Annotated in this window: 18 protein-coding genes; 4 read left to right on the top strand and 14 right to left on the bottom strand. The window is 56.6% G+C overall.

What is annotated here, in order from left to right; genetic code table 11:
• Window positions 1–164: 164 nt before the first annotated feature.
• A complete protein-coding gene (gene hmpA / locus ABLV17_RS11645) occupies window positions 165–1,355 on the top strand; it encodes an NO-inducible flavohemoprotein (RefSeq protein ID WP_348854275.1) in 1,191 nt (396 codons plus the stop codon).
• Between the two features lie 73 nt (window positions 1,356–1,428).
• Here hmpA and glnB read toward each other — a convergent pair whose 3' ends face one another.
• The 5 genes from glnB to purL form a co-directional block, all read right to left on the bottom strand.
• Window positions 1,429–1,767, bottom strand: a complete 339-nt coding sequence (gene glnB / locus ABLV17_RS11640) for a nitrogen regulatory protein P-II (RefSeq protein ID WP_002914032.1) — start codon at window positions 1,765–1,767, stop codon at window positions 1,429–1,431.
• Window positions 1,768–1,832: 65 nt separating this feature from the next.
• Window positions 1,833–3,170 carry a two-component system response regulator GlrR gene (gene glrR / locus ABLV17_RS11635; RefSeq protein WP_045377589.1) on the bottom strand — a complete coding sequence of 446 codons (1,338 nt, stop codon included), beginning with the start codon at window positions 3,168–3,170 and terminating at the stop codon, window positions 1,833–1,835.
• Window positions 3,157–3,849, bottom strand: coding sequence for a two-component system QseEF-associated lipoprotein QseG (qseG, locus tag ABLV17_RS11630; RefSeq protein ID WP_162750221.1), 693 nt, complete (start codon window positions 3,847–3,849; stop codon window positions 3,157–3,159). The genes glrR and qseG overlap by 14 nt, the downstream gene beginning before the upstream one ends.
• A 17-nt stretch (window positions 3,850–3,866) precedes the next feature.
• Window positions 3,867–5,303, bottom strand: coding sequence for a HAMP domain-containing sensor histidine kinase (locus ABLV17_RS11625; RefSeq protein WP_087858444.1), 1,437 nt, complete (start codon window positions 5,301–5,303; stop codon window positions 3,867–3,869).
• A gap of 570 nt (window positions 5,304–5,873) precedes the next feature.
• Window positions 5,874–9,761, bottom strand: coding sequence for a phosphoribosylformylglycinamidine synthase (purL, locus tag ABLV17_RS11620; RefSeq protein WP_213317559.1), 3,888 nt, complete (start codon window positions 9,759–9,761; stop codon window positions 5,874–5,876).
• A 173-nt stretch (window positions 9,762–9,934) separates the two neighbouring features.
• Between purL and mltF the strand changes: the two genes are divergently transcribed.
• A complete protein-coding gene (mltF, locus tag ABLV17_RS11615; RefSeq protein WP_213317560.1) occupies window positions 9,935–11,554 on the top strand; it encodes a membrane-bound lytic murein transglycosylase MltF in 1,620 nt (539 codons plus the stop codon).
• On the opposite strand, the gene tadA is transcribed toward mltF, so the two are convergent.
• Both tadA and yfhb read right to left on the bottom strand, forming a co-directional pair.
• Window positions 11,551–12,054, bottom strand: a complete 504-nt coding sequence (tadA, locus tag ABLV17_RS11610; RefSeq protein ID WP_015370298.1) for a tRNA adenosine(34) deaminase TadA — start codon at window positions 12,052–12,054, stop codon at window positions 11,551–11,553. The two genes, mltF and tadA, sit on opposite strands and share 4 nt — an antisense overlap.
• Before the next feature lie 79 nt (window positions 12,055–12,133).
• Window positions 12,134–12,769, bottom strand: a complete 636-nt coding sequence (gene yfhb, locus ABLV17_RS11605; protein WP_045377600.1) for a phosphatidylglycerophosphatase C — start codon at window positions 12,767–12,769, stop codon at window positions 12,134–12,136.
• Between the two features lie 214 nt (window positions 12,770–12,983).
• Here yfhb and ABLV17_RS11600 point away from each other — a divergent pair, with 214 nt between their 5' ends.
• Together ABLV17_RS11600 and ABLV17_RS11595 are read left to right on the top strand one after the other, a co-directional pair.
• Entirely contained in the window at window positions 12,984–13,832 is an 849-nt protein-coding gene (locus tag ABLV17_RS11600) for a MurR/RpiR family transcriptional regulator (protein WP_047043382.1), read from the top strand.
• 56 nt (window positions 13,833–13,888) lie between these two features.
• Window positions 13,889–14,149, top strand: coding sequence for a YfhL family 4Fe-4S dicluster ferredoxin (locus tag ABLV17_RS11595; protein ID WP_015370294.1), 261 nt, complete (start codon window positions 13,889–13,891; stop codon window positions 14,147–14,149).
• A gap of 8 nt (window positions 14,150–14,157) precedes the next feature.
• Here ABLV17_RS11595 and acpS read toward each other — a convergent pair whose 3' ends face one another.
• The 7 genes from acpS to lepA all read right to left on the bottom strand — a co-directional run bounded on the left by acpS (window position 14,158) and on the right by lepA (window position 20,654).
• A complete protein-coding gene (gene acpS / locus ABLV17_RS11590) occupies window positions 14,158–14,538 on the bottom strand; it encodes a holo-ACP synthase (protein WP_271031818.1) in 381 nt (126 codons plus the stop codon).
• Window positions 14,538–15,269: a pyridoxine 5'-phosphate synthase gene (gene pdxJ / locus ABLV17_RS11585; protein ID WP_308958532.1), complete on the bottom strand. Its 732-nt coding sequence runs from the start codon at window positions 15,267–15,269 to the stop codon at window positions 14,538–14,540. The genes acpS and pdxJ overlap by 1 nt, the downstream gene beginning before the upstream one ends.
• 11 nt (window positions 15,270–15,280) lie before the next feature.
• Complete coding sequence (gene recO, locus ABLV17_RS11580; protein ID WP_015370291.1) at window positions 15,281–16,018, bottom strand: DNA repair protein RecO; 738 nt, start codon at window positions 16,016–16,018, stop codon at window positions 15,281–15,283.
• An 11-nt stretch (window positions 16,019–16,029) separates the two neighbouring features.
• The gene (gene era, locus ABLV17_RS11575; protein WP_015370290.1) at window positions 16,030–16,935 is read right to left on the bottom strand and encodes a GTPase Era; all 906 of its coding nucleotides are present in this window, start codon (window positions 16,933–16,935) and stop codon (window positions 16,030–16,032) included.
• Window positions 16,932–17,612, bottom strand: a complete 681-nt coding sequence (gene rnc, locus ABLV17_RS11570) for a ribonuclease III (RefSeq protein WP_020078171.1) — start codon at window positions 17,610–17,612, stop codon at window positions 16,932–16,934. Before rnc ends, era begins: the two co-directional genes overlap by 4 nt.
• A 253-nt stretch (window positions 17,613–17,865) precedes the next feature.
• Window positions 17,866–18,840, bottom strand: a complete 975-nt coding sequence (gene lepB / locus ABLV17_RS11565; RefSeq protein WP_045392778.1) for a signal peptidase I — start codon at window positions 18,838–18,840, stop codon at window positions 17,866–17,868.
• Window positions 18,841–18,854: 14 nt separating this feature from the next.
• The gene (lepA, locus tag ABLV17_RS11560) at window positions 18,855–20,654 is read right to left on the bottom strand and encodes a translation elongation factor 4 (protein ID WP_008803765.1); all 1,800 of its coding nucleotides are present in this window, start codon (window positions 20,652–20,654) and stop codon (window positions 18,855–18,857) included.
• Between the last annotated feature and the right edge of the window lie 10 nt (window positions 20,655–20,664).

The raw sequence follows: 20,664 nt of genomic DNA, 5'->3' as shown, positions 1-20,664 counted from the left end.
ACGCATCAAACATTATCAACGGATTTCTTTTCAGGTTTGTGATGCAAATTCTTCATGTTGTAACTGCTTTGCGGCAAAGTGATAAAGAACCATTTACATAGCAGGGTTATTTATATAAGATGCATTTTAAATGCATCAATAGGATAACATTTAAGGAAGCTGCTATGCTCGACGCTCAAACCATCGCCACGGTCAAAGCCACTATTCCCCTGCTTGTAGAGACCGGCCCAAAGCTAACCGCGCATTTTTATGACCGTATGTTTACTCATAATCCGGAGCTCAAGGAGATCTTCAATATGAGTAACCAGCGCAACGGCGATCAGCGCGAAGCGCTGTTCAACGCTATCGCCGCCTACGCCAGTAATATCGACAACCTGCCGGCCCTGCTGCCGGCGGTCGAAAAAATCGCCCAGAAACATACCAGCTTCCAGATTAAACCGGAGCAGTACAATATTGTCGGCAGCCATCTGCTGGCGACCCTCGACGAAATGTTTAGCCCAGGCCAGGAAGTACTCGACGCCTGGGGCAAAGCCTATGGCGTGCTGGCGAACGTCTTTATCAATCGCGAAGCGGAAATCTACCAGGATAACGCCAGTAAAAATGGCGGCTGGGAAGGTACCCGCGCGTTCCGCATTGTTAAGAAAACCCCACGCAGCCAGCTTATTACCAGCTTTGAACTGGAGCCTGTCGACGGGCAGCCGGTCGCCGATTACCAGCCGGGACAGTATCTGGCTATCTGGCTGAAGCCGGAAGCCTTCGAGTATCAGGAAATTCGTCAATACTCTCTGACCCGCAAAGCGGACGGTAAAGGCTATCGCATCGCGGTGAAACGTGAAAACGGCGGCCAGGTGTCCAACTGGCTACATAACCATGCCAGCGAAGGTGACGTAGTCTATTTAGCCGCGCCAGCGGGCGACTTCTTCCTCAACGTGGCAGCGCAGACGCCGGTGACCTTGCTCTCCGGCGGCGTGGGCCAAACGCCAATGCTGGCGATGCTGGATACGCTGGCGAAAAGCCATCATCAGGGCCAGGTGAACTGGTTCCACGCGGCAGAAAACGGTGACGTTCACGCCTTTGCGGACGAAGTGAAGGCGCTTGGCGCGGCGTTGCCGAAGTTTACTTCTCACGTCTGGTACCGTAGCCCGAGCGAGGCCGACCGTCAGGCTGGTCGTTTTGATAGCGAAGGTTTGATGGATTTAGCGCCGCTGGCGGAAAATATTCGCGACCCGCAGATGCAATTCTATCTCTGCGGCCCGGTGGCCTTTATGCAGTTTGCAGCGAAGCAGCTGGTAGAATTTGGGGTCAATAAAGACAACATTCATTACGAATGTTTCGGCCCGCATAAGGTTCTGTAAGCCCAACGACGCGGGGATTTGTAGGCCGGGTAAGCGCAGCGCCACCCGGCAATACTGCTGCGAGCGGGGAGGATTAAATCGCCGCGTCGTCTTCTTCACCGGTACGGATACGAATCACCCGCGCCACGTCGAAGACAAAGATTTTACCGTCGCCGATTTTACCGGTCTGGGCGGTACGAATGATGGTATCGACGCAGGTATCGACGATATCGTCCGTCACCACGATTTCAATTTTCACCTTCGGCAGAAAATCCACCATATATTCCGCGCCGCGGTACAGCTCGGTATGCCCTTTCTGACGACCAAACCCTTTGACTTCGGTGACCGTCATGCCGGTGATACCGACTTCCGCCAGCGCTTCACGCACGTCATCCAATTTGAACGGTTTAATAATCGCATCAATCTTTTTCATGGTTTTCCTGTCTTTGTCGCGTAACCGGTTGCTTACCGTATCATAGCTTGCGCTATGCCGCGGGGCTACTCTTTAAAGTCGTTGGCGTCGAGCTCGTGGCGCGACAGCAGTTTGTAAAACTCGGTGCGGTTGCGCCCGGCCATCCGCGCGGCATGCGTCACATTGCCTTTGGTTATCTGCAAAAGCTTACGCAGGTAGTTGAGCTCAAACTGATTACGCGCCTCGACGAAGGTCGGTAGCGCGGTATTCTCACCCTCCAGCGCCTGCTCCACCAGCGCATCGCTGATCACCGGCGATGAGGTCAGCGCCACACACTGTTCAATCACGTTAACCAGCTGGCGCACATTGCCCGGCCATTTGGCGGCCATTAGCCGCTTCATCGCATCGGTGGAGAAGGCGCGCACGAAGGGTTTGTGACGGTCGGCGGACTGGCGCAATAGATGATTGGCCAGTAACGGGATATCCTCCGCGCGCTCGGAAAGCGGCGGGATCTTCAGGTTAACCACATTGAGCCGATAGAACAGATCTTCACGGAACTCACCGCGCGCCATCGCCTTCGGCAGATCGCGGTGGGTCGCCGAGATAATGCGCACGTCGATATCGATATCGCGGTTGCTACCCAGCGGGCGCACCTTACGCTCCTGCAGTACGCGCAGTAGCTTCACCTGCAGCGCGACGGGCATATCGCCGATTTCATCAAGGAAAAGCGTACCGCCCTCGGCGGCCTGAAAAAGCCCTTCGCGGTTGCTGACCGCGCCGGTAAAGGCGCCGCGCGCGTGGCCGAACAGTTCGGATTCCAGCAATTGTTCCGGCAACGCGCCGCAGTTAATCGCGATAAACGGTTTTTCGTGGCGCGGACTGGCGTTGTGGATCGCCTGGGCGACAATCTCTTTCCCGGTACCGCTCTGGCCGATAATCAGCACGCTAACGTCCGACTGCGCCACCATACCGGCCTGCTCCAGCAGCCGCAGCATCTGTGGGCTGCGGGTGACAATCGCCTGTCGCCAGCGCTCGTCGGTGGCCGGCGAGCTCTGCTCGAGAGCATCATCAATCGCTTTATACAGCGCGTCTTTATCGACCGGTTTAGTCAGAAAACTAAACACCCCTTGTTGGGTAGCGGCAACGGCGTCAGGAATGGAGCCGTGGGCAGTCAGGATGATGACCGGCATGCCGGGCTGCGCCTTTTGGATTTCAGCGAACAGCTGCAGGCCATCCATTTCATCCATGCGTAAATCGCTCACCACCAGGTCCACCCGCTCGCGCGTCAGCACGCGTAGCGCCTCTGGCCCGCTTTCCGCCGTGACCACGCTGTAACCTTCGCTGACCAGACGCATCCCCAGCAGCTTTAACAACCCCGGATCGTCGTCCACCAGCAGCAGGTGGGCGGGTTTACGGATCGTCATGGATCACCTCCGGTACCTTATCGCTACCGCTATTAAAATTGCCGCCGGGCTTACGGCTGGAGAGCTGGCGCTCAATATCGGTAAGGTTTTCCAGCTTGCGGGTGGTCAGCTCCAGTTGGCTACGCAACTGTTGCTCCTGCTGACGCAAGGTTTCCAGTTCAGCATCGCTTGATTGCTGGAGTTTGCCGTAGCGGGAGCGCTCCTCAAATAACTGCAATTGGCGGGCTTGGCCGTCGCGCCACAGCCGGTACAGCGGGCGAACCTGGGCGGCGATTTGCGGGCTAAAGCTGTCGATGCGGGCAACCATTTCGCGACGCTCGTCGGGGGTGATTTTGGCGTCGGCCAGCAGAATGCCGCGTTTCAACGCATCCTGCCAGTTATCATCGTTATGCAATTTGGCTTCGGCGCGGGCCTGTACCGGCGCCAGGCGATCCGCGCAGTCAATGCCGCGCAGCCAGTACAGCGGGTTTTTATCACTGGCATCGTTTTCCAGCGACCAGATATTGGCGCAATCTACGGAGAGAAAATCCGCCACCTGATGTTCCGGCAGCTCGGGCGGCGCATTGCCGTCAGCGGCGCGCGGCGACATAGCGGCGGAACAACCCGCCAGCGTCAGGCAGCATAGGCCCGACAGCAGCCATCCCCGTAATGGACGGCGCAATGCGAAAAAGTGGGACATATTCACCCAATGTTGATTCATGTGTTGGTTTTTCCCGGCTCAGCGGCGGGGAGCGAGATGCGAAAACAGATGAACCCGGGATTATCATCGACCAGGCTCAGCTCTCCCTGCATTTGCCGTACGCAGTCGCGGGCGATACTTAACCCCAGACCGCTGCCTTTTACTGCCCCTTTACGCAGGTGGCTTCCCTGATAAAAAGGCTCGAAAATCATATTTCTTTCGGCGGCGGGGATCGGCTCGCCGCTATTGGCGACATCGATACGAACCTGCTCGCCGTGGCGGTAACTATGAATCCGAATGTTACCGGATTCAGCGCCATAGTGCACCGCATTGGAGTACAGATTATCAAGCACGCTGGTCAGCAACGTCGGCTCCGCCAGGCAGAAGCGTTCACCCAGCGCAAGCTCGGTAGACATCATCTTGGCTCTTGCCGGTAAACTATGCGCGGAAACGACGGTCTGCGCCAGTTCGGCAATATCCACTTTCTGCCGCTCGACCGGGCCATCGGCCAGTTTGCGATTATAGTCGAGCAGCTGTTCGATCAGCTTTTGCAGATTACGGCTGCTGTTATCGAGGATCTCAACGATTTCTTGCTGTTCCGTCGTCAGCGGCCCCGCGACCCGGTCCGCCAGCAGTTCCGTTCCTTCACGCATGCTGGCGAGCGGCGTTTTCAGTTCATGTGACAAATGACGAAGAAATTGGTGGCGTTGGGACTCCAGCCACGCCAGACGTTCACTCAACCAGATAATCCGTTTACCAACCGACCGCAGTTCGCGCGGGCCGGTGAATAGCGCCGCATCATCCAGCGATTTCCCCTCCCCCAGGCGATTGATCATCTTCTCAATGCCCTTCACCGGGCCGATGATCATGCGGGTAAACAGCAAGACCAGCGTCAGGCTCAGCAGAAACAGAACCAGCGCCTGCCAGCCGAAGAACTGCCCGCGCTCGGCAATCTCCTGCTGTAGCTGCTGGCCGCGGGAGAAAATCACCGTGCGGGTCGCTTGCACCATTTCACTGTTAGCATCGGCAAAGGCTTCGAGGCTCGCCGCGGCTTTGGCATCCGGCGCGCTATTATGGCAACGTAGTTGGGCCAGGTCGGCAAGGTTCTGCCGCAGGGTCTGCCAGATGTCAGCATCCGGCAACACGCCGGAGAGCGCCTCAAGCATTTCGCTATAACGCTTACGTTGATTTTGATAGACCCGCTCAAGGGTAGGATCGTCCAGCACGCAATACTGGAGATAGCTACGCTCCATTTCCAGCGAGGCGTTGACCATCGCTTCGCTACGCCGCGCATCCGTCAAGGTGGTGCGGTTAATATGCGCGGCCTGGGCGCTGAGCGCGTTCAGGCTTTGCCAGGCCTGCCATGCCAGCACCAGCAGCGGCAGCATGATCAGCACAAAGGAAAGCGTCACCAGTTGGCGCAAGGAACGGGGGAAAAGAGAGAATCGCTTCAAAGATATAGCCTCAACCATTAGCTCCTGAAGATGCTAACTGAGGATGGCGGAAACATCCACGGCAGAAACAATAAAGGCAGGCTCTAAAGCCTGCCTTTATTAAGGAATGAGGCGGTGCCTTACTCGACGTTTCGCCCGATGGCTGATAAAGCAGAGCTGTTATCAGGAGTTGGACGGCAGGCACCTGTTTGTGCGTCATTCGAAGTTTATGTAGCGCTTCCCGAAGGGGCTGACATAAGAAGGTGAATGAGCCACTGCTGATTATTATGCACGAACTATGCCACCTTTCAAAACAAATTATTAACACCATGATATATAAAGAATTACATGCAAAAACCCACCCAAAATAATTTGCCTGTTCTTTGACCATAGTGTCGCCAATTAGCAACAGCAAATCGACCTTCAATTACACACATTTAAAATCAATAACTTAAGTGTCGTCATTCAGAGACACCGCAAAACCACGTCTGTCGGTAATTCCCGACACTCTGATACGGCCTCGATCACAAATAAAAAAGCCCCCTGGATTAACAGGGGGCTCGTTTTCATCAACACAATACGCTAGCGGTATTAACCCAGTTGCTTACGCGCGTTGCGGAAGATGCGCATCCATGGGCTGTCTTCACCCCAGTTTTCCGGGTGCCAGGAGTTGCTGACGGTACGGAAGACGCGTTCCGGGTGTGGCATCATAATCGTCGCGCGACCGCTTTCGCTGGTCACCGCGGTAATGCCGTTCACCGAGCCATTCGGGTTCGCCGGATAGGTTTGCGTCACTTTGCCGAAGTTATCGACGAAGCGCAGCGCCACCAGCCCCTTGCTTTCAAGCTGAGCCAGATGCGCGCTATCACGAACTTCCACCTGCCCTTCGCCGTGCGAAACGGCAATCGGCATCATCGAACCGGCCATACCCTGCAACAGCAGCGATGGGCTTTGGGTGACTTCAACCAGGCTGAAACGCGCTTCAAAGCGGTCTGAGTGGTTGCGTACGAAGCGCGGCCACAGATCGCTGCCAGGAATCAGCTCACGCAGGTTGGACATCATCTGACAACCGTTACACACGCCCAGCGCCAGCGTCTGCGGGCGGTGGAAGAAAGTGGCGAACTCATCGCGTACGCGTTCGTTGAACAGAATCGATTTCGCCCAACCTTCACCTGCCCCCAGTACATCACCGTAGGAGAAGCCGCCGCAGGCCACCAGCGCATGGAAGTCGCCAAGACCGGAACGACCTGCCAGCAGATCGCTCATATGCACGTCGATGGCATCGAATCCGGCGCGATGGAAAGCGGCCGCCATTTCAACATGGGAGTTAACCCCCTGCTCGCGCAACACGGCCACTTTCGGGCGCGCGCCGGTCGCAATATACGGTGCGGCAACATCTTCATTGATATCAAACGACAGCTTAACGTTAAGACCCGGGTCGCTATCGTTAGACTTCGCCTGGTGTTCCTGATCGGCGCACTCCGGGTTGTCGCGCAGACGCTGCATCTGCCAGGTGGTTTCCGCCCACCACATACGCAGCGTGGTGCGGCTTTCGCTGAACAGCGGCTGACCGTCGGCGGTAATAACAAAACGATCGCCTGCCGTCGCCTGGCCTAAGTAGTGCACGCAATCTGCCAGACCATTCATCGCCAGCAGCGCTTCTACCGCTTCGCGATCCGCGGCGCGAACCTGAATCACCGCGCCCAACTCTTCGTTGAACAGCGCCGCCAGACGGTCATCGCCCAGCGCGGCGATATCGGCAGTTACGCCGCAGTGACCGGCGAACGCCATTTCCGCCAGCGTCACTAACAAGCCGCCATCGGAGCGGTCGTGGTAGGCCAACAGCTTACGCTGCGCCACCAGCGCCTGCATCGCGTCCCAGAAGCCTTTCAGCTGCGCGACATCACGCACGTCGGCCGGCTGGTCGCCAAGCTGACGATAGACCTGCGCCAGCGCGGTAGCGCCCAACGCGTTACGCCCTTTGCCGAGATCGATCAGCAGCAGGGCGTTGTCTTCCGTAGAGAGCTGCGGGGTCACGGTGCCGCGCACGTCTTCAACGCGGGCAAACGCGGAGATAACCAACGACAGCGGCGAGGTCATTTCGCGCTGCTCGCTACCTTCCTGCCAGCGGGTTTTCATCGACATTGAGTCTTTGCCCACCGGGATAGTCAGGCCCAGCGCGGGGCACAGTTCTTCACCGACCGCTTTTACCGCCTCATACAGACCGGCGTCTTCCCCCGGGTGACCGGCTGCCGCCATCCAGTTTGCCGACAGTTTGACGCGGTTGAGTTCGCCAATCTGCGTAGCGGCGATATTTGTCAACGCTTCGCCGACCGCCAGGCGGGCTGAGGCGGCAAAGTCGAGCAGCGCAACCGGCGCGCGTTCGCCCATCGCCATCGCTTCGCCGTAGTAGCTATCGAGGCTGGCGGTGGTCACCGCGCAGTTGGCGACCGGGATCTGCCACGGCCCCACCATCTGGTCACGCGCCACCATACCGGTCACGGTGCGATCGCCGATGGTCACGAGGAAGGTTTTCTCAGCCACCGTCGGCAGATGCAGCACGCGGTTAACCGCATCGGCAATCGTCATCGGTTGACGATCCAGCTCGCTGCCCTGCGCTTTCAGCGTTTGCACGTCACGCGTCATTTTCGGCGTTTTGCCAAGCAGGACGTCCAGCGGCAGGTCGATCGGCCGATCGTTAAAGTGGCTGTCGCTCAGGCTGAGGTGTTGCTCCGCCGTGGCTTCACCGATCACCGCATAAGGCGCGCGCTCGCGGCGGCACAGCTCTTCAAACAGCGGCAGCTGTTCCGGCGCGACCGCCAGAACGTAACGTTCCTGGGATTCGTTACACCAGATCTCCAGCGGGCTCATGCCCGGCTCATCGCTGAGGATATCGCGCAGCTGGAATTTTCCGCCGCGGCCGCCATCGCTCACCAACTCCGGCATGGCGTTAGAGAGACCGCCCGCGCCAACGTCGTGGATAAACAGAATCGGGTTCGCATCGCCCAACTGCCAGCAGCGGTCGATCACTTCCTGACAGCGGCGCTCCATTTCCGGGTTGTCGCGCTGTACAGAGGCGAAATCCAGATCGGCATCAGACTGGCCGGAAGCCATGGACGACGCCGCGCCGCCGCCGAGACCAATGTTCATCGCCGGGCCGCCCAGCACGATAAGCTTGGCGCCAACGGTGATTTCGCCCTTCTGGACGTGCTCGCCGCGGATGTTGCCAATACCGCCCGCCAGCATGATCGGTTTGTGATAGCCGCGCAGCTCTTCGCCATTGTGGCTGGTCACTTTCTCTTCATAGGTACGGAAGTAGCCATTCAGCGCCGGACGACCAAATTCGTTGTTAAACGCCGCGCCGCCCAGCGGGCCTTCGGTCATGATATCCAGCGCGGTCACGATACGCTCTGGTTTACCGAAATCCTCTTCCCACGGCTGCTCAAAGCCCGGAATACGCAGGTTCGAAACCGAGAAGCCGACCAAGCCCGCTTTCGGCTTCGCGCCGCGTCCCGTTGCGCCTTCGTCGCGGATCTCGCCGCCGGAACCGGTCGCGGCCCCTGGCCACGGCGAAATTGCCGTCGGGTGGTTGTGGGTTTCAACTTTCATCAGAATGTGCGCCGGCTCCTGATGGAAGTCATAGCGCCCGGTCTGATAGTCGGCGAAATAACGGCCGACTTCGGAACCTTCCATTACCGCGGCGTTGTCTTTATAGGCAGACAGCACATATTCCGGGTTTTTCTCGAAGGTGTTTTTGATCATTTTAAACAGCGACTTCGGCTGTTTTTGGCCGTCGATAATCCAGTCGGCGTTAAAAATTTTGTGGCGGCAATGTTCCGAGTTGGCCTGCGCGAACATATACAGTTCGATGTCGTTCGGATTGCGGCCAAGCTTAACGAATGCGTCCTGCAGGTAGTCGATTTCGTCATCGGCCAGCGCCAGCCCCAGACGGAGGTTAGCGTCAATCAGCGCCTGACGTCCCTGACCCAGTAGGTCCACGCTGGTCACCGGCGTCGGCTGATGGTGAGCAAACAGCTTCTCCCCCTCTTCCAGCTCAGTGAAAACGCTCTCCATCATGCGATCGTGCAGTTCTGCCGCAACGGCGTCCCACTGCGCGTCGCTCAGACCCTGTGCTTCAACGTAGTACGCCACGCCGCGTTCCAGCCGCACGACCTGCGATAAACCGCAGTTATGGGCGATGTCGGTAGCTTTGGAGGACCAGGGAGAGATAGTGCCGGGGCGAGGGGTGACGAGCAGTAATTTACCGGTTGGCGTATGGCTGCTGAGGCTTGGGCCATATTTAAGCAGTCTGACCAGTCTTTCGCGCTCCTCATCGCTTAGCGGGGCGCTCAGGTCGGCAAAGTGAACATACTCCGCGTATAAGGTGCTAACCGGCAGGTTGGCCGCCTGAAAACGTGCCAGCAGTTTGTTGATACGGAATGCCGACAGTGCAGGTGAACCACGCAAAATATCCATCATAAGTCTCTCGTCTTCGAAGCTTTCAAGGTGAGCCAGGGGGAAACGGGCGCCATTATAGAGAATCCTGAGCCCCGACGAAACCGTTTGCGTAGAAATAAAATGATTCATCAGTTTTATCAATAAATGTGACATGAATCGCGAATAAGTTGCCAACTGGCGCATTCTTAAGCAAAATGCCGCTCAACTTACGGCAACCTTTTACTTTTTCCGGATATACCCAGCTGAGGAACTCCACGCTGCAGAAAATTAACTATTTGAAAAAATTAAAGATTAATTATCTGCTGATCGGCGTCGTCACCCTTTTGTTGGCGGCGGCGCTGTGGCCGTCTTTACCGTGGATGGGAAAACCGGAGAACCGCGTTGCCGGGATCATTGCTCGCGGCGAACTGCGCGTGAGTACAATTAACTCCCCGCTGACCTACGCCGCCATCAACAATAAAGACTACGGTCTTGATTACGAACTGGCGAAACGCTTCGCCGATTACCTTGGGGTGAAGCTGAAAGTCACCGTGCGGCAGAATATTAGCCAGCTATTTGACGATCTCGATGCCGGTAAAACCGATATGCTGGCCGCCGGGCTGGTCTATAACACCGAGCGGGTAAAGAACTATCAGGCGGGCCCCACCTATTATTCCGTTTCGCAGCAGCTGGTCTATCGCGTTGGCGGTAATCGCCCGCGCACGCTGGCCGGGATCAACGCCGAACAGCTCGCCATCGCCCCAGGCCACGTCGCCCTTAACGACCTGCAGGCGCTGAAGGAGAGCAAATACCCGGACCTCAACTGGCGCGTCGATGAAAAACGCGGCACTACCGCCCTGATGCAGGCGGTCATCGACGGCACGCTGGAATATACCGTCGCCGATTCCGTCGCCGTCAGCCTGTTCCAGCGCGTGCATCCGGAGCTGGCTGTGGCGCTCGATATCAGCGATGAACAGCCGGTCACCTGGTTTAGCGAAAAAAGCGAAGACAATTCACTATCGGCAGCTATGCTCGATTTCTTTAATAGTATGAATGAAGACGGCACCCTCGCCCGCCTGGAAGAGAAGTATCTCGGCCACGGCAACGATTTCGACTATGTTGATACCCGCACCTTCCTGCGCGCGGTGCAGAATACGCTGCCGGATCTGAAGCCGCTTTTTGAGAAATACGCCCGGCAGATCGACTGGCGACTGCTGGCGGCGATTGCCTGGCAGGAGTCGCACTGGGATCCGCAGGCCACCTCGCCAACCGGCGTGCGCGGCATGATGATGCTAACCCGTAACACCGCCCAGAGTTTAGGCCTGACCGACCGTACCGATGCCGAACAGAGCCTCGATGGCGGTATGCGCTATCTGCAGGATATGATGGCCAAAGTGCCGGATTCAATCCCGAAAGAGGAGCGGATCTGGTTTGCGCTGGCGGCTTATAACATGGGCTACGCGCATATGCTTGACGCGATGGCGCTGACAAAAAAACAAAAAGGCAATCCGAACAGCTGGTCCGACGTTAAGCAACGTCTACCATTGTTGAGCCAGAAGCCCTACTACAGCCGCTTAAAATATGGCTACGCCCGAGGCCATGAGGCCTACGCCTACGTGGAAAATATTCGTAAGTACCATATCAGTCTGGTTGGGTATTTGTCTGAACAGGAAAGGAAAGCGGCGCAGGAGATGGCGATTGCCGAAGATTATCCAGCCGTCGCGCCGGAAGAACTCGATAGCGAGCATAAAGAGTATGCGATGCCCTTCTTTAAGTTTCGCGGCGAAAAGCTTGTCGACAACGTTAAACTGAAATTGCCGACATTGGGACGTTAGCCCTCTTCCTGACGCGCTTTCTTCAATGCCTTTTTCTCTTCCCGCCGCCAGCGGAAGAAATCGCTCAGCATTGCGGAGCAAGATTCAGCCAGAATTCCCTCGGTAATTTCAACGCGGTGGTTCATCCCCGGATGATGCAGCACATCGATTAACGACCCGGCCGCGCCGGTTTTAGCATCGCGGGCGCCGAACACCAGCCGCGAGATACGGCTATGCACCATCGCCCCGGCGCACATCACACAAGGCTCCAGCGTGACGTACAGCGTGGCATCAATTAAACGATAGTTCTGCAGGACCAGCCCTCCCTGACGCAGCGCCATAATTTCGGCATGGGCGGTGGGATCGTGACGACCAATCGGCCGGTTCCAGCCCTCACCGATGACCTGATTGTTATGCACCAGCACGGCGCCCACCGGCACCTCGCCCTCTTCCCAGGCGCGTTTCGCCAGTGTCAGCGCATGGCGCATCCAGTATTCATCATTAAATTCGTGGTCAGACACAGCGGCACTCCTGCAGAAAAAGCGGGGCGCATTATACATGGGCGCTATATATCGCCCAAATAATTCGCCTGCAGCAGAATTATTCGAGCTGCTGGAGATCGCCCTGCGGCGTCACCCGCCAGCGGTGCTGGCAAAAACAGAGTAGCGGGTTATCCTGCTCGCTATCGCTATAGCCGCTATATAAGCGTAGCGGCGCGCCGATCCGCTGTTCCAACTGCGCTACTTTCTCATGGCCCAGGCAACGCAGCGTCAGCACCCAGCCGCCGCGACGGCGGCTCATACGGCTGGCGATAAGCTTTACGCGCGGCAGCCAAAGCGTATCGGCATAGACCTGTTCCACCAGCGACTGCGGTGAGCCGGTAATCAGCCAGACGTCGGCATCGGTACTGGTTAAATAGTCGTTTAGCCGGCCCTGTACCACGGGAAAGGCGGTCACGTGCTGGCGAAACCAGCTAACGAACTCCGCCTCCAGACGCTTAAGATGGCTTTCACGCCGGCCACAGGTGGCGGCCCACAGCAGCAGGCTCATCGGCCAGCGCGCCGCGCGTCCGTTAACCAACAGCCCCAGCAGTACTATTGGCGACAAGGCCGCCACTGCCAGTACGTTGAGCGGTTGACGACGTAAGAGGTAACGAATAAAGCTGCCGAACATATCCTGCTGGTGCAAGGTGCCATCAAGATCGAAAAACACGACTCGTCGCGCGTTACTGTTCAAACCGAACTCCTTTCTGGTACGGATTTTCCTGGCGATGTCGATAGCTTAACAGGCTTGCCGCGACGAGCGCGAAATTGTCTGCCGTGGTTGAGGTAAGATTCAGAATCTGACCCGTTCGCATAATTCTTCACAGCAGAATTTTTAATTCGTATTATTCCACTTATAATCGAATACAAAATTCTTTTCGCCGCTAACGCCCTCCTTCGGAGAAGCCATGAACTGTTTAATCCGCATCCGCCAACGTTACCCGTCGCTGGCGGCGAGCGACAAAAAACTTGCCGACTTTATTCTGGCTCAGCCGGACCAAACCCGCCATCTCAGCTCGCAGCAGCTGGCGGGCGAAGCGGGTGTAAGCCAGTCCAGCGTGGTGAAGTTCGCGCAAAAAATGGGGTTCAAAGGCTTTCCGGCATTAAAACTGGCGCTCAGCGAAGCGCTGGCTAGCAGCCCGGATCCGCACTCTGTACCGGTACATAACCAAATTCGCGGCGACGATCCGCTGCGTCTGGTGGGCGAGAAGTTGATCAAGGATAACATCGCGGCGATGCACGCCTCGCTTGACGTCAACAGCGAAGAGAAACTTCTGGAGGCTGTGACCCTACTGCGCGATGCTCGCCGGGTAATCATTACCGGCATCGGCGCCTCCGGGCTGGTGGCGCGCAATTTTAGCTGGAAGTTAATGAAAATTGGCATCAACGCCGTCGCCGAGCAGGATATGCATGCGCTACTGGCAACGGTGCAGGCGATGTCGGCGGACGATCTGCTGCTGGCTATCTCCTATTCCGGCGAACGCCGCGAGATCAATATGGCGGCTGCTGAAGCGCTACGCGTTGGCAGCAAGATCCTCGCGATCACCGGGTTTACTCCCAACGCCTTGCAGCAGCAGGCTTCGCAGTGTCTCTACACTATTGCTGAAGAGCAGGCGACGCGCAGCGCGGCGATCTCCTCCACCAGCGCGCAAATGATGCTCACCGATCTCCTGTTTATGGCGCTGGTGCAGCAAGATCTCGAACACGCGCCGGAACGCATACGCCATAGCGAAGCGCTGGTGAAAAAGCTGGTCTGAGTAGAAAATGGGCGTATAATGCCCGCCCTGTTTGTGTTGTTTCTGAGATTTTCCTGATGGCGCTGTTAATCACCAAAAAATGCATCAATTGCGACATGTGCGAGCCGGAGTGCCCGAATGAGGCCATTTCGATGGGCGAGAGCATTTATGAGATTAACAGCGATCGCTGCACCGAGTGCGTGGGCCACTACGACACGCCAACCTGCCAGAAAGTGTGCCCGATCCCGAATACTATTCTCAAAGATCCGGCGCACGTCGAGAATGAAGAACAGTTGTGGGATAAATTCGTGCTCATGCACCACGCGGATAAGCTTTAACCGCGGGTTTAGCTTTCGACGATCACCGTGGCGCAGGCATAGTGGCGTTCATCGGCGAGAGTGACGTGAATAGCGCTTACCCCCATCCGTTCAGCCAATAGCTTTGCTTCGCCCCATAGCCGCAGTTTCGGCTTGCCTAATTCATCGTTGAAAACTTCGAACTGATTAAACGCCAGGCCGTTGCGAATACCGGTTCCGAGCGCTTTCGCCGCCGCTTCTTTGACCGCAAAGCGTTTTGCCAGAAAACGCACCGGCTGCTGATGATGCTCCCAAATGCTCCATTCGTGATCGCTCAGCACCCGGCGCGCCAGGCGATCGCCGCTACGGGCGATCACCGCTTCGATGCGGGCGATTTCGACGATGTCGGTACCCAGCCCGAGAATCGCCATTAGCCGCGCGCTTCCAGCATCAGGCGTTTCATTTCCGCGACAGCTTCTTTCAGGCCGCTCATCACCGCGCGACCAATAATGGCATGACCGATATTCAGCTCATGCATTTCCGGCAAGGCGGCAATGGCTTTCACGTTGTGATAGGTCAAACCGTGACCGGCATTCACCTTCAGACCAAGGCTGGCGGCATAAGTCGCCGCTTTGGCGATACGCTCAAGCTCTTTTGCCTGTTCGGCATCGGTTTTGGCATCGGCATAGCAGCCGGTATGGATTTCGATATACGGCGCGCCCACGTCGGCAGCCGCTTTGATCTGCTCATCATCCGCGTCAATAAACAGGGAGACCAGAATACTGGCATCCGCCAGGCGCTGACAGGCATCGCGCATCTTATCGCGCTGTCCGGCCACGTCCAGCCCACCCTCGGTGGTCACTTCCTGACGCTTCTCCGGCACCAGGCAGCAAAAGTGCGGTTTAGTTTCGCAGGCAATCGCCAGCATCTCTTCAGTGACCGCCATTTCAAGGTTCATTCGGGTGTGCAGAGTCTGGCGCAGGATGCGCACGTCACGATCGGTGATATGGCGGCGGTCTTCGCGCAGGTGCACGGTAATACCATCGGCGCCGGCCTGTTCTGCAATAAAAGCCGCCTGCACCGGATCCGGATAAGCGGTACCGCGCGCGTTACGCAATGTCGCAATGTGGTCAATATTGACCCCTAACAGTAATTCAGCCATGACAATCCTCGTTAATCATTATTCGTATTATCGGCTCGCGCCTTTCGCGCGGGCATAAACTGGCGAAACAATTCCCGGCTCTTGAGCGGTTTCCCTCCAAGATACGGCTTCAGGGCGATGCGGGTAAAGCGCTTCGCGGCGCGCAGCGTATCTACATCCGGAAACTCGCGGCTAGCCAACGCTTTCAAATGGTGCCCGGTAAACGTGCTGTTATCAATCACCAGGCTGGCGATAAAGCCTTTTTCTTCGCGATAGCGGTAGGTCATGGTGTCATCCACCGGGTCGCCGCTGCCGGCACAGTGGAGGAAATCCACGCCATAGCCCAGGTGCCCGAGCAGGGCCAGCTCAAAGCGCCGCAGCGCGGGCTCCGGCGAACCGCTGGCCCCGGCAAGCGCCTGGATGCAGTGCAGGTAGTCGAAAAAGAGTTCGGAGAAGCGCGTTTCGTGCTCAAGCACGCGGGAGATGAGCTCGTTTACGTAAAGACCGCTGTAGAGCGTGATGCCGCTAAGCGGCAGCGCCAGCGAGACGGCTTCCGCACTGCGAAGGGTTTTGACTTCGCCGCGGCCGCCGAAGCGAACCAGTAAGGGGGTGAAGGGCTGTAAAGCGCCCTTGAGATTAGAACGTTTGGAGCGTGCGCCTTTGGCAACCAGGCGCACGCGACCGGACTCTTCCGTGAAGACGTCCAGCATCAGACTGGTTTCACTCCACGGTCGGCTATGCAGGACAAAGGCGCGCTGCCATCCATCCACGTTGCGTTAACTCAGAGGTCGTCAACGTAACCGAGACTGCGCAGCGCGCGCTCGTCATCGGCCCAGCCGGATTTCACTTTGACCCACAGTTCGAGGTGCACCGGCGCTTCAAACATCTCTTGCATGTCTTTACGCGCTTCGATGCCGATGGTTTTGATTTTGGCGCCTTTGTTGCCAATTACCATCTTCTTCTGCCCTTCACGCTCGACGAGGATCAGACCGTTGATGTCGTAACCGCCGCGTTCGTTACTCACGAAACGTTCAATTTCGACGGTCACGGAGTACGGTAGTTCAGCGCCGAGGAAACGCATCAGCTTTTCACGGATGATCTCGGAAGCCATGAAACGCTGGGAACGGTCGGTAATGTAATCTTCCGGGAAGTGATGAATCGCTTCCGGCAGATGTTTACGTACGATCGACGCGATAGTATCAACGTTGGTGCCGGTTTCCGCAGAGATCGGCACGATGTCAAGGAAGTTCATCTGGCTGGCAAGGAACTGCAGGTGCGGCAGCAGATCCGCTTTTTCCTGCACGTTATCAACTTTGTTGACGGCCAGAATCACCGGCGCGCGCGCATCGCGCAGCTTGTTCAGCACCATCTCGTCATCTTGCGTCCAGCGGGTGCCTTCAACGACAAAGATAACCAGTTCCACGTCGCCAATCGAGCTGCTGGCCGCTTTGTTCATTAAGCGGTTAATCGCGCGCTTCTCTTCCATATGCAGGCCCGGGGTATCAACATAAATCGCCTGATACGGCCCTTCGGTATGGATACCGACGATGCGGTGACGAGTAGTCTGCGCTTTACGGGAAGTGATCGAAATCTTCTGCCCCAGCAGCTTGTTCAACAACGTGGATTTGCCAACGTTTGGACGACCAACGATGGCGACAAATCCGCAATAACTTTTTTCTTCGCTCATTCCAGCTCCAGTTTTTTCAGCGCCTGTTCGGCGGCAGCCTGCTCCGCCTTGCGACGGCTGGAACCTGTGCCAACCACCGGTTCACTCAGGCCACTGACCTGGCAGTGGATAGTAAATTCCTGATCGTGCGCTTCGCCGCGTACCTGGACGACCAGGTAGGACGGCAGCGGCAGATGACGCCCCTGCAGATATTCCTGCAGACGAGTCTTCGGATCCTTTTGCTTATCGCCCGGGCTGATTTCATCCAGACGAGTCTGGTACCAGGAGAGGATTAAGCGTTCAACATTTTGAATATCGCTGTCGAGGAAAACCCCGCCGATTAAGGCTTCTACGGTATCAGCCAGAATCGATTCGCGACGAAAACCGCCGCTCTTCAGCTCGCCAGGCCCAAGGCGCAGGCACTCGCCCAGTTCAAATTCGCGGGCGATTTCCGCCAGCGTATTGCCTCGCACCAGCGTCGCGCGCATACGGCTCATATCTCCTTCGTCTACCCGAGGGAAACGATGATAGAGCGCATTGGCGATCACGAAACTTAAAATAGAGTCGCCTAAAAACTCGAGACGCTCGTTGTGTTTGCTGCTGGCACTGCGGTGAGTTAATGCCTGTTGCAACAGCTCCTGATGAACAAAAGTGTAGCCCAGCTTTCGTTGAAGCCGATTAATTACGATGGGGTTCATGCGTTACCAATAAATGAATGCGTCAAAGATGCAGCACACGAAACCGACCTGAGCATACATACCCTTGATATATAAGGGCAGAAACTAACCAACGCGGTTTCGTGTGCAGTGTCACTCTTTCGAGAGACAACCAAAAACTTCGGGGGGATATTCTATACGCAACGACAAGGGATGTCGTTAGTTTGGATGGATTTAAATACTAAATAATTCACGCTGCCGTTATTGCACCAGCAGCGTGAATTAAGATGGGGAATTAGTGGATGCCGCCGATGCGCGATAAACGTACGCCGGTTGGCCACTCACCTTCCTGTTTTTCGAAGCTCATCCAGATGGCGGTGGCTTTACCCACCAGGTTCGCTTCCGGCACGAAGCCCCAGTAACGGCTGTCGGCGCTGTTGTCGCGGTTATCGCCCATCATGAAGTATTCACCCGGCGGAACGACCCACGTTGCCAGTGGTTGGCCAGACTGACGATAGTACATCCCCACCTGATCCTGAGCGATAGGTACCGTCAGAATACGGTGGGTCACTTCGCCCAGCGTCTCTTTGCGCTCGGTCAGACGAATACCGTCGGCTTTGGTTTCGCCTTTTGGCAGTTGCCAGAAACCGCTGGTAGCTTCACCACCGTTGCGACGGGAGAAGGTCTGAACGAAATCGCTTGGTTCGACGTTGGAGTAGGTGATCGGCAAGGCGCTACCGCATGCCTGACCCGACGCGCAGCCAGGCTCGATCGTGACCTGTTTAGCGACCGGATCGTAAGTGACTTTATCACCCGGCAGACCAACCGCACGCTTGATGTAGTCAAGGCGCGGATCTTCCGGATATTTAAATACCACGATGTCGCCGCGCTTCGGATGACCGGTTTCGATCAGCGTTTTCTGGTAGATCGGATCTTTAATACCATAGGCGAATTTCTCCACCAGGATAAAATCGCCAATCAGCAGAGTCGGCATCATCGAACCTGACGGGATCTGGAACGGTTCATAGATAAACGAACGCACAATCAGCACAATCGCCAGCACCGGGAAGATCGAGGCGCCGGTTTCCAGCCAGCCCGGTTTTGGACCGACCTTCTTCAGCGTTTTCTTGTCCAGCTGATCGCCGGTCGCTGCCTGAGCAGCGGCCTGACGTTCACGACGTTTCGGTGCGAATATGAACTTATCCAGACACCACAACAGCCCTGTGACGAGGGTCGCAATGACCAGAATCAGGGCAAACATGTTCGCCATGCCAACTCCTTAGATTATTTGCCGTCTTTACCAACGTGCAGAATGGCGAGGAACGCTTCCTGCGGCAGTTCAACGTTACCAACCTGTTTCATACGCTTCTTACCTTCTTTCTGCTTCTGCAGCAGCTTTTTCTTACGGCTGACATCACCGCCGTAGCATTTCGCCAGGACGTTTTTACGCAGCTGTTTGACGGTAGAGCGCGCGATGATGTGGTTGCCAATAGCCGCCTGAATCGCGATATCGAACTGCTGACGCGGGATCAGCTCTTTCATCTTCTCGACCAGCTCGCGGCCACGATACGGCGCGTTGTCGTTGTGCGTAATTAACGCCAGCGCATCGACGCGCTCACCGTTGATCAGTACGTCAACGCGCACCATGTTAGAGGCCTGGAAACGCTTGAAGTTATAATCCAGCGACGCATAGCCGCGGGAGGTGGACTTCAGACGGTCGAAGAAGTCGAGGACCACTTCCGCCATCGGGATTTCATAGGTCAGCGCAACCTGTTTGCCGTGGTAAACCATGTTGGTTTGCACGCCGCGTTTCTCGATACACAAGGTGATCACGTTGCCGAGGAACTCCTGCGGCAGCAGCATGTGACATTCGGCGATCGGTTCACGCAGTTCCTGAATATTATTCAGCGGCGGCAGCTTCGACGGACTATCGACGTAAATAACCTCTTTAGAGGTGGTTTCTACTTCATAGACTACCGTCGGCGCGGTGGTAATCAGGTCAAGATCGTATTCACGCTCCAGACGCTCCTGAATGATTTCCATGTGCAGCAGGCCGAGGAAGCCGCAGCGGAAGCCGAAGCCCAGCGCCGTTGAGCTTTCCGGCTCATAGAACAAGGATGCATCGTTCAGACTCAGTTTACCCAGCGCATCGCGGAAGTTCTCATAGTCATCAGAGCTCACCGGGAACAGACCGGCATAGACCTGTGGCTTCACTTTTTTGAAGCCCGGCAGCGCCTTATCCGCTGGATTACGCGCCGCGGTCAGGGTATCGCCCACCGGCGCGCCAAGGATGTCTTTAATGGCGCACACCAGCCAACCCACCTCGCCGCATTTGAGTTCGGTACGGTCAACCTGTTTCGGGGTGAAGATGCCCAGACGGTCGGCGTTATAGACCTGACCGGTGCTCATCACCTTAATTTTGTCGCCTTTGCGCATGGTGCCGTTTTTAATACGCACCAGCGACACGACGCCTAAATAGTTATCGAACCAGGAGTCGATAATCAGCGCCTGCAGCGGGGCGTCCGGATCGCCTTCCGGCGGCGGAATGTCGCGTACCAGACGTTCCAGCACATCCGGCACGCCAACACCGGTTTTCGCCGAGCAGCGAACCGCGTCGTGAGCGTCGATACCGACGATATCTTCAATCTCGTCCGCTACGCGCTCAGGGTCGGCCGCAGGCAGGTCGATCTTGTTAAGAACCGGAACGACTTCGAGGTCCATTTCCATCGCGGTATAGCAGTTCGCCAGGGTCTGGGCTTCTACGCCCTGCCCGGCGTCAACCACCAGCAGCGCGCCTTCGCACGCTGCCAGGGAGCGCGAGACTTCATAAGAGAAGTCAACGTGGCCCGGGGTGTCGATAAAGTTAAGCTGATAGGTTTCACCATCGCTGGCTTTATAGTCGAGGGTGACGCTCTGCGCCTTGATGGTAATGCCGCGCTCACGTTCAAGGTCCATGGAGTCCAGAACCTGGGCCGCCATTTCGCGATCAGAAAGGCCACCGCAAATCTGGATGATACGGTCAGACAGCGTCGACTTACCGTGGTCGATGTGAGCGATGATCGAAAAGTTACGTATATTCTTCATATTTAGAGTT

Origin of the sequence: Klebsiella sp. CN_Kp091, assembly GCF_040065095.1 — a bacterium.
In the GTDB taxonomy this organism is placed as follows: domain Bacteria; phylum Pseudomonadota; class Gammaproteobacteria; order Enterobacterales; family Enterobacteriaceae; genus Klebsiella; species Klebsiella aerogenes.
Note: the sequence above shows the minus strand (reverse complement) of the source record. Positions and strands in the feature narration are given on the sequence as shown.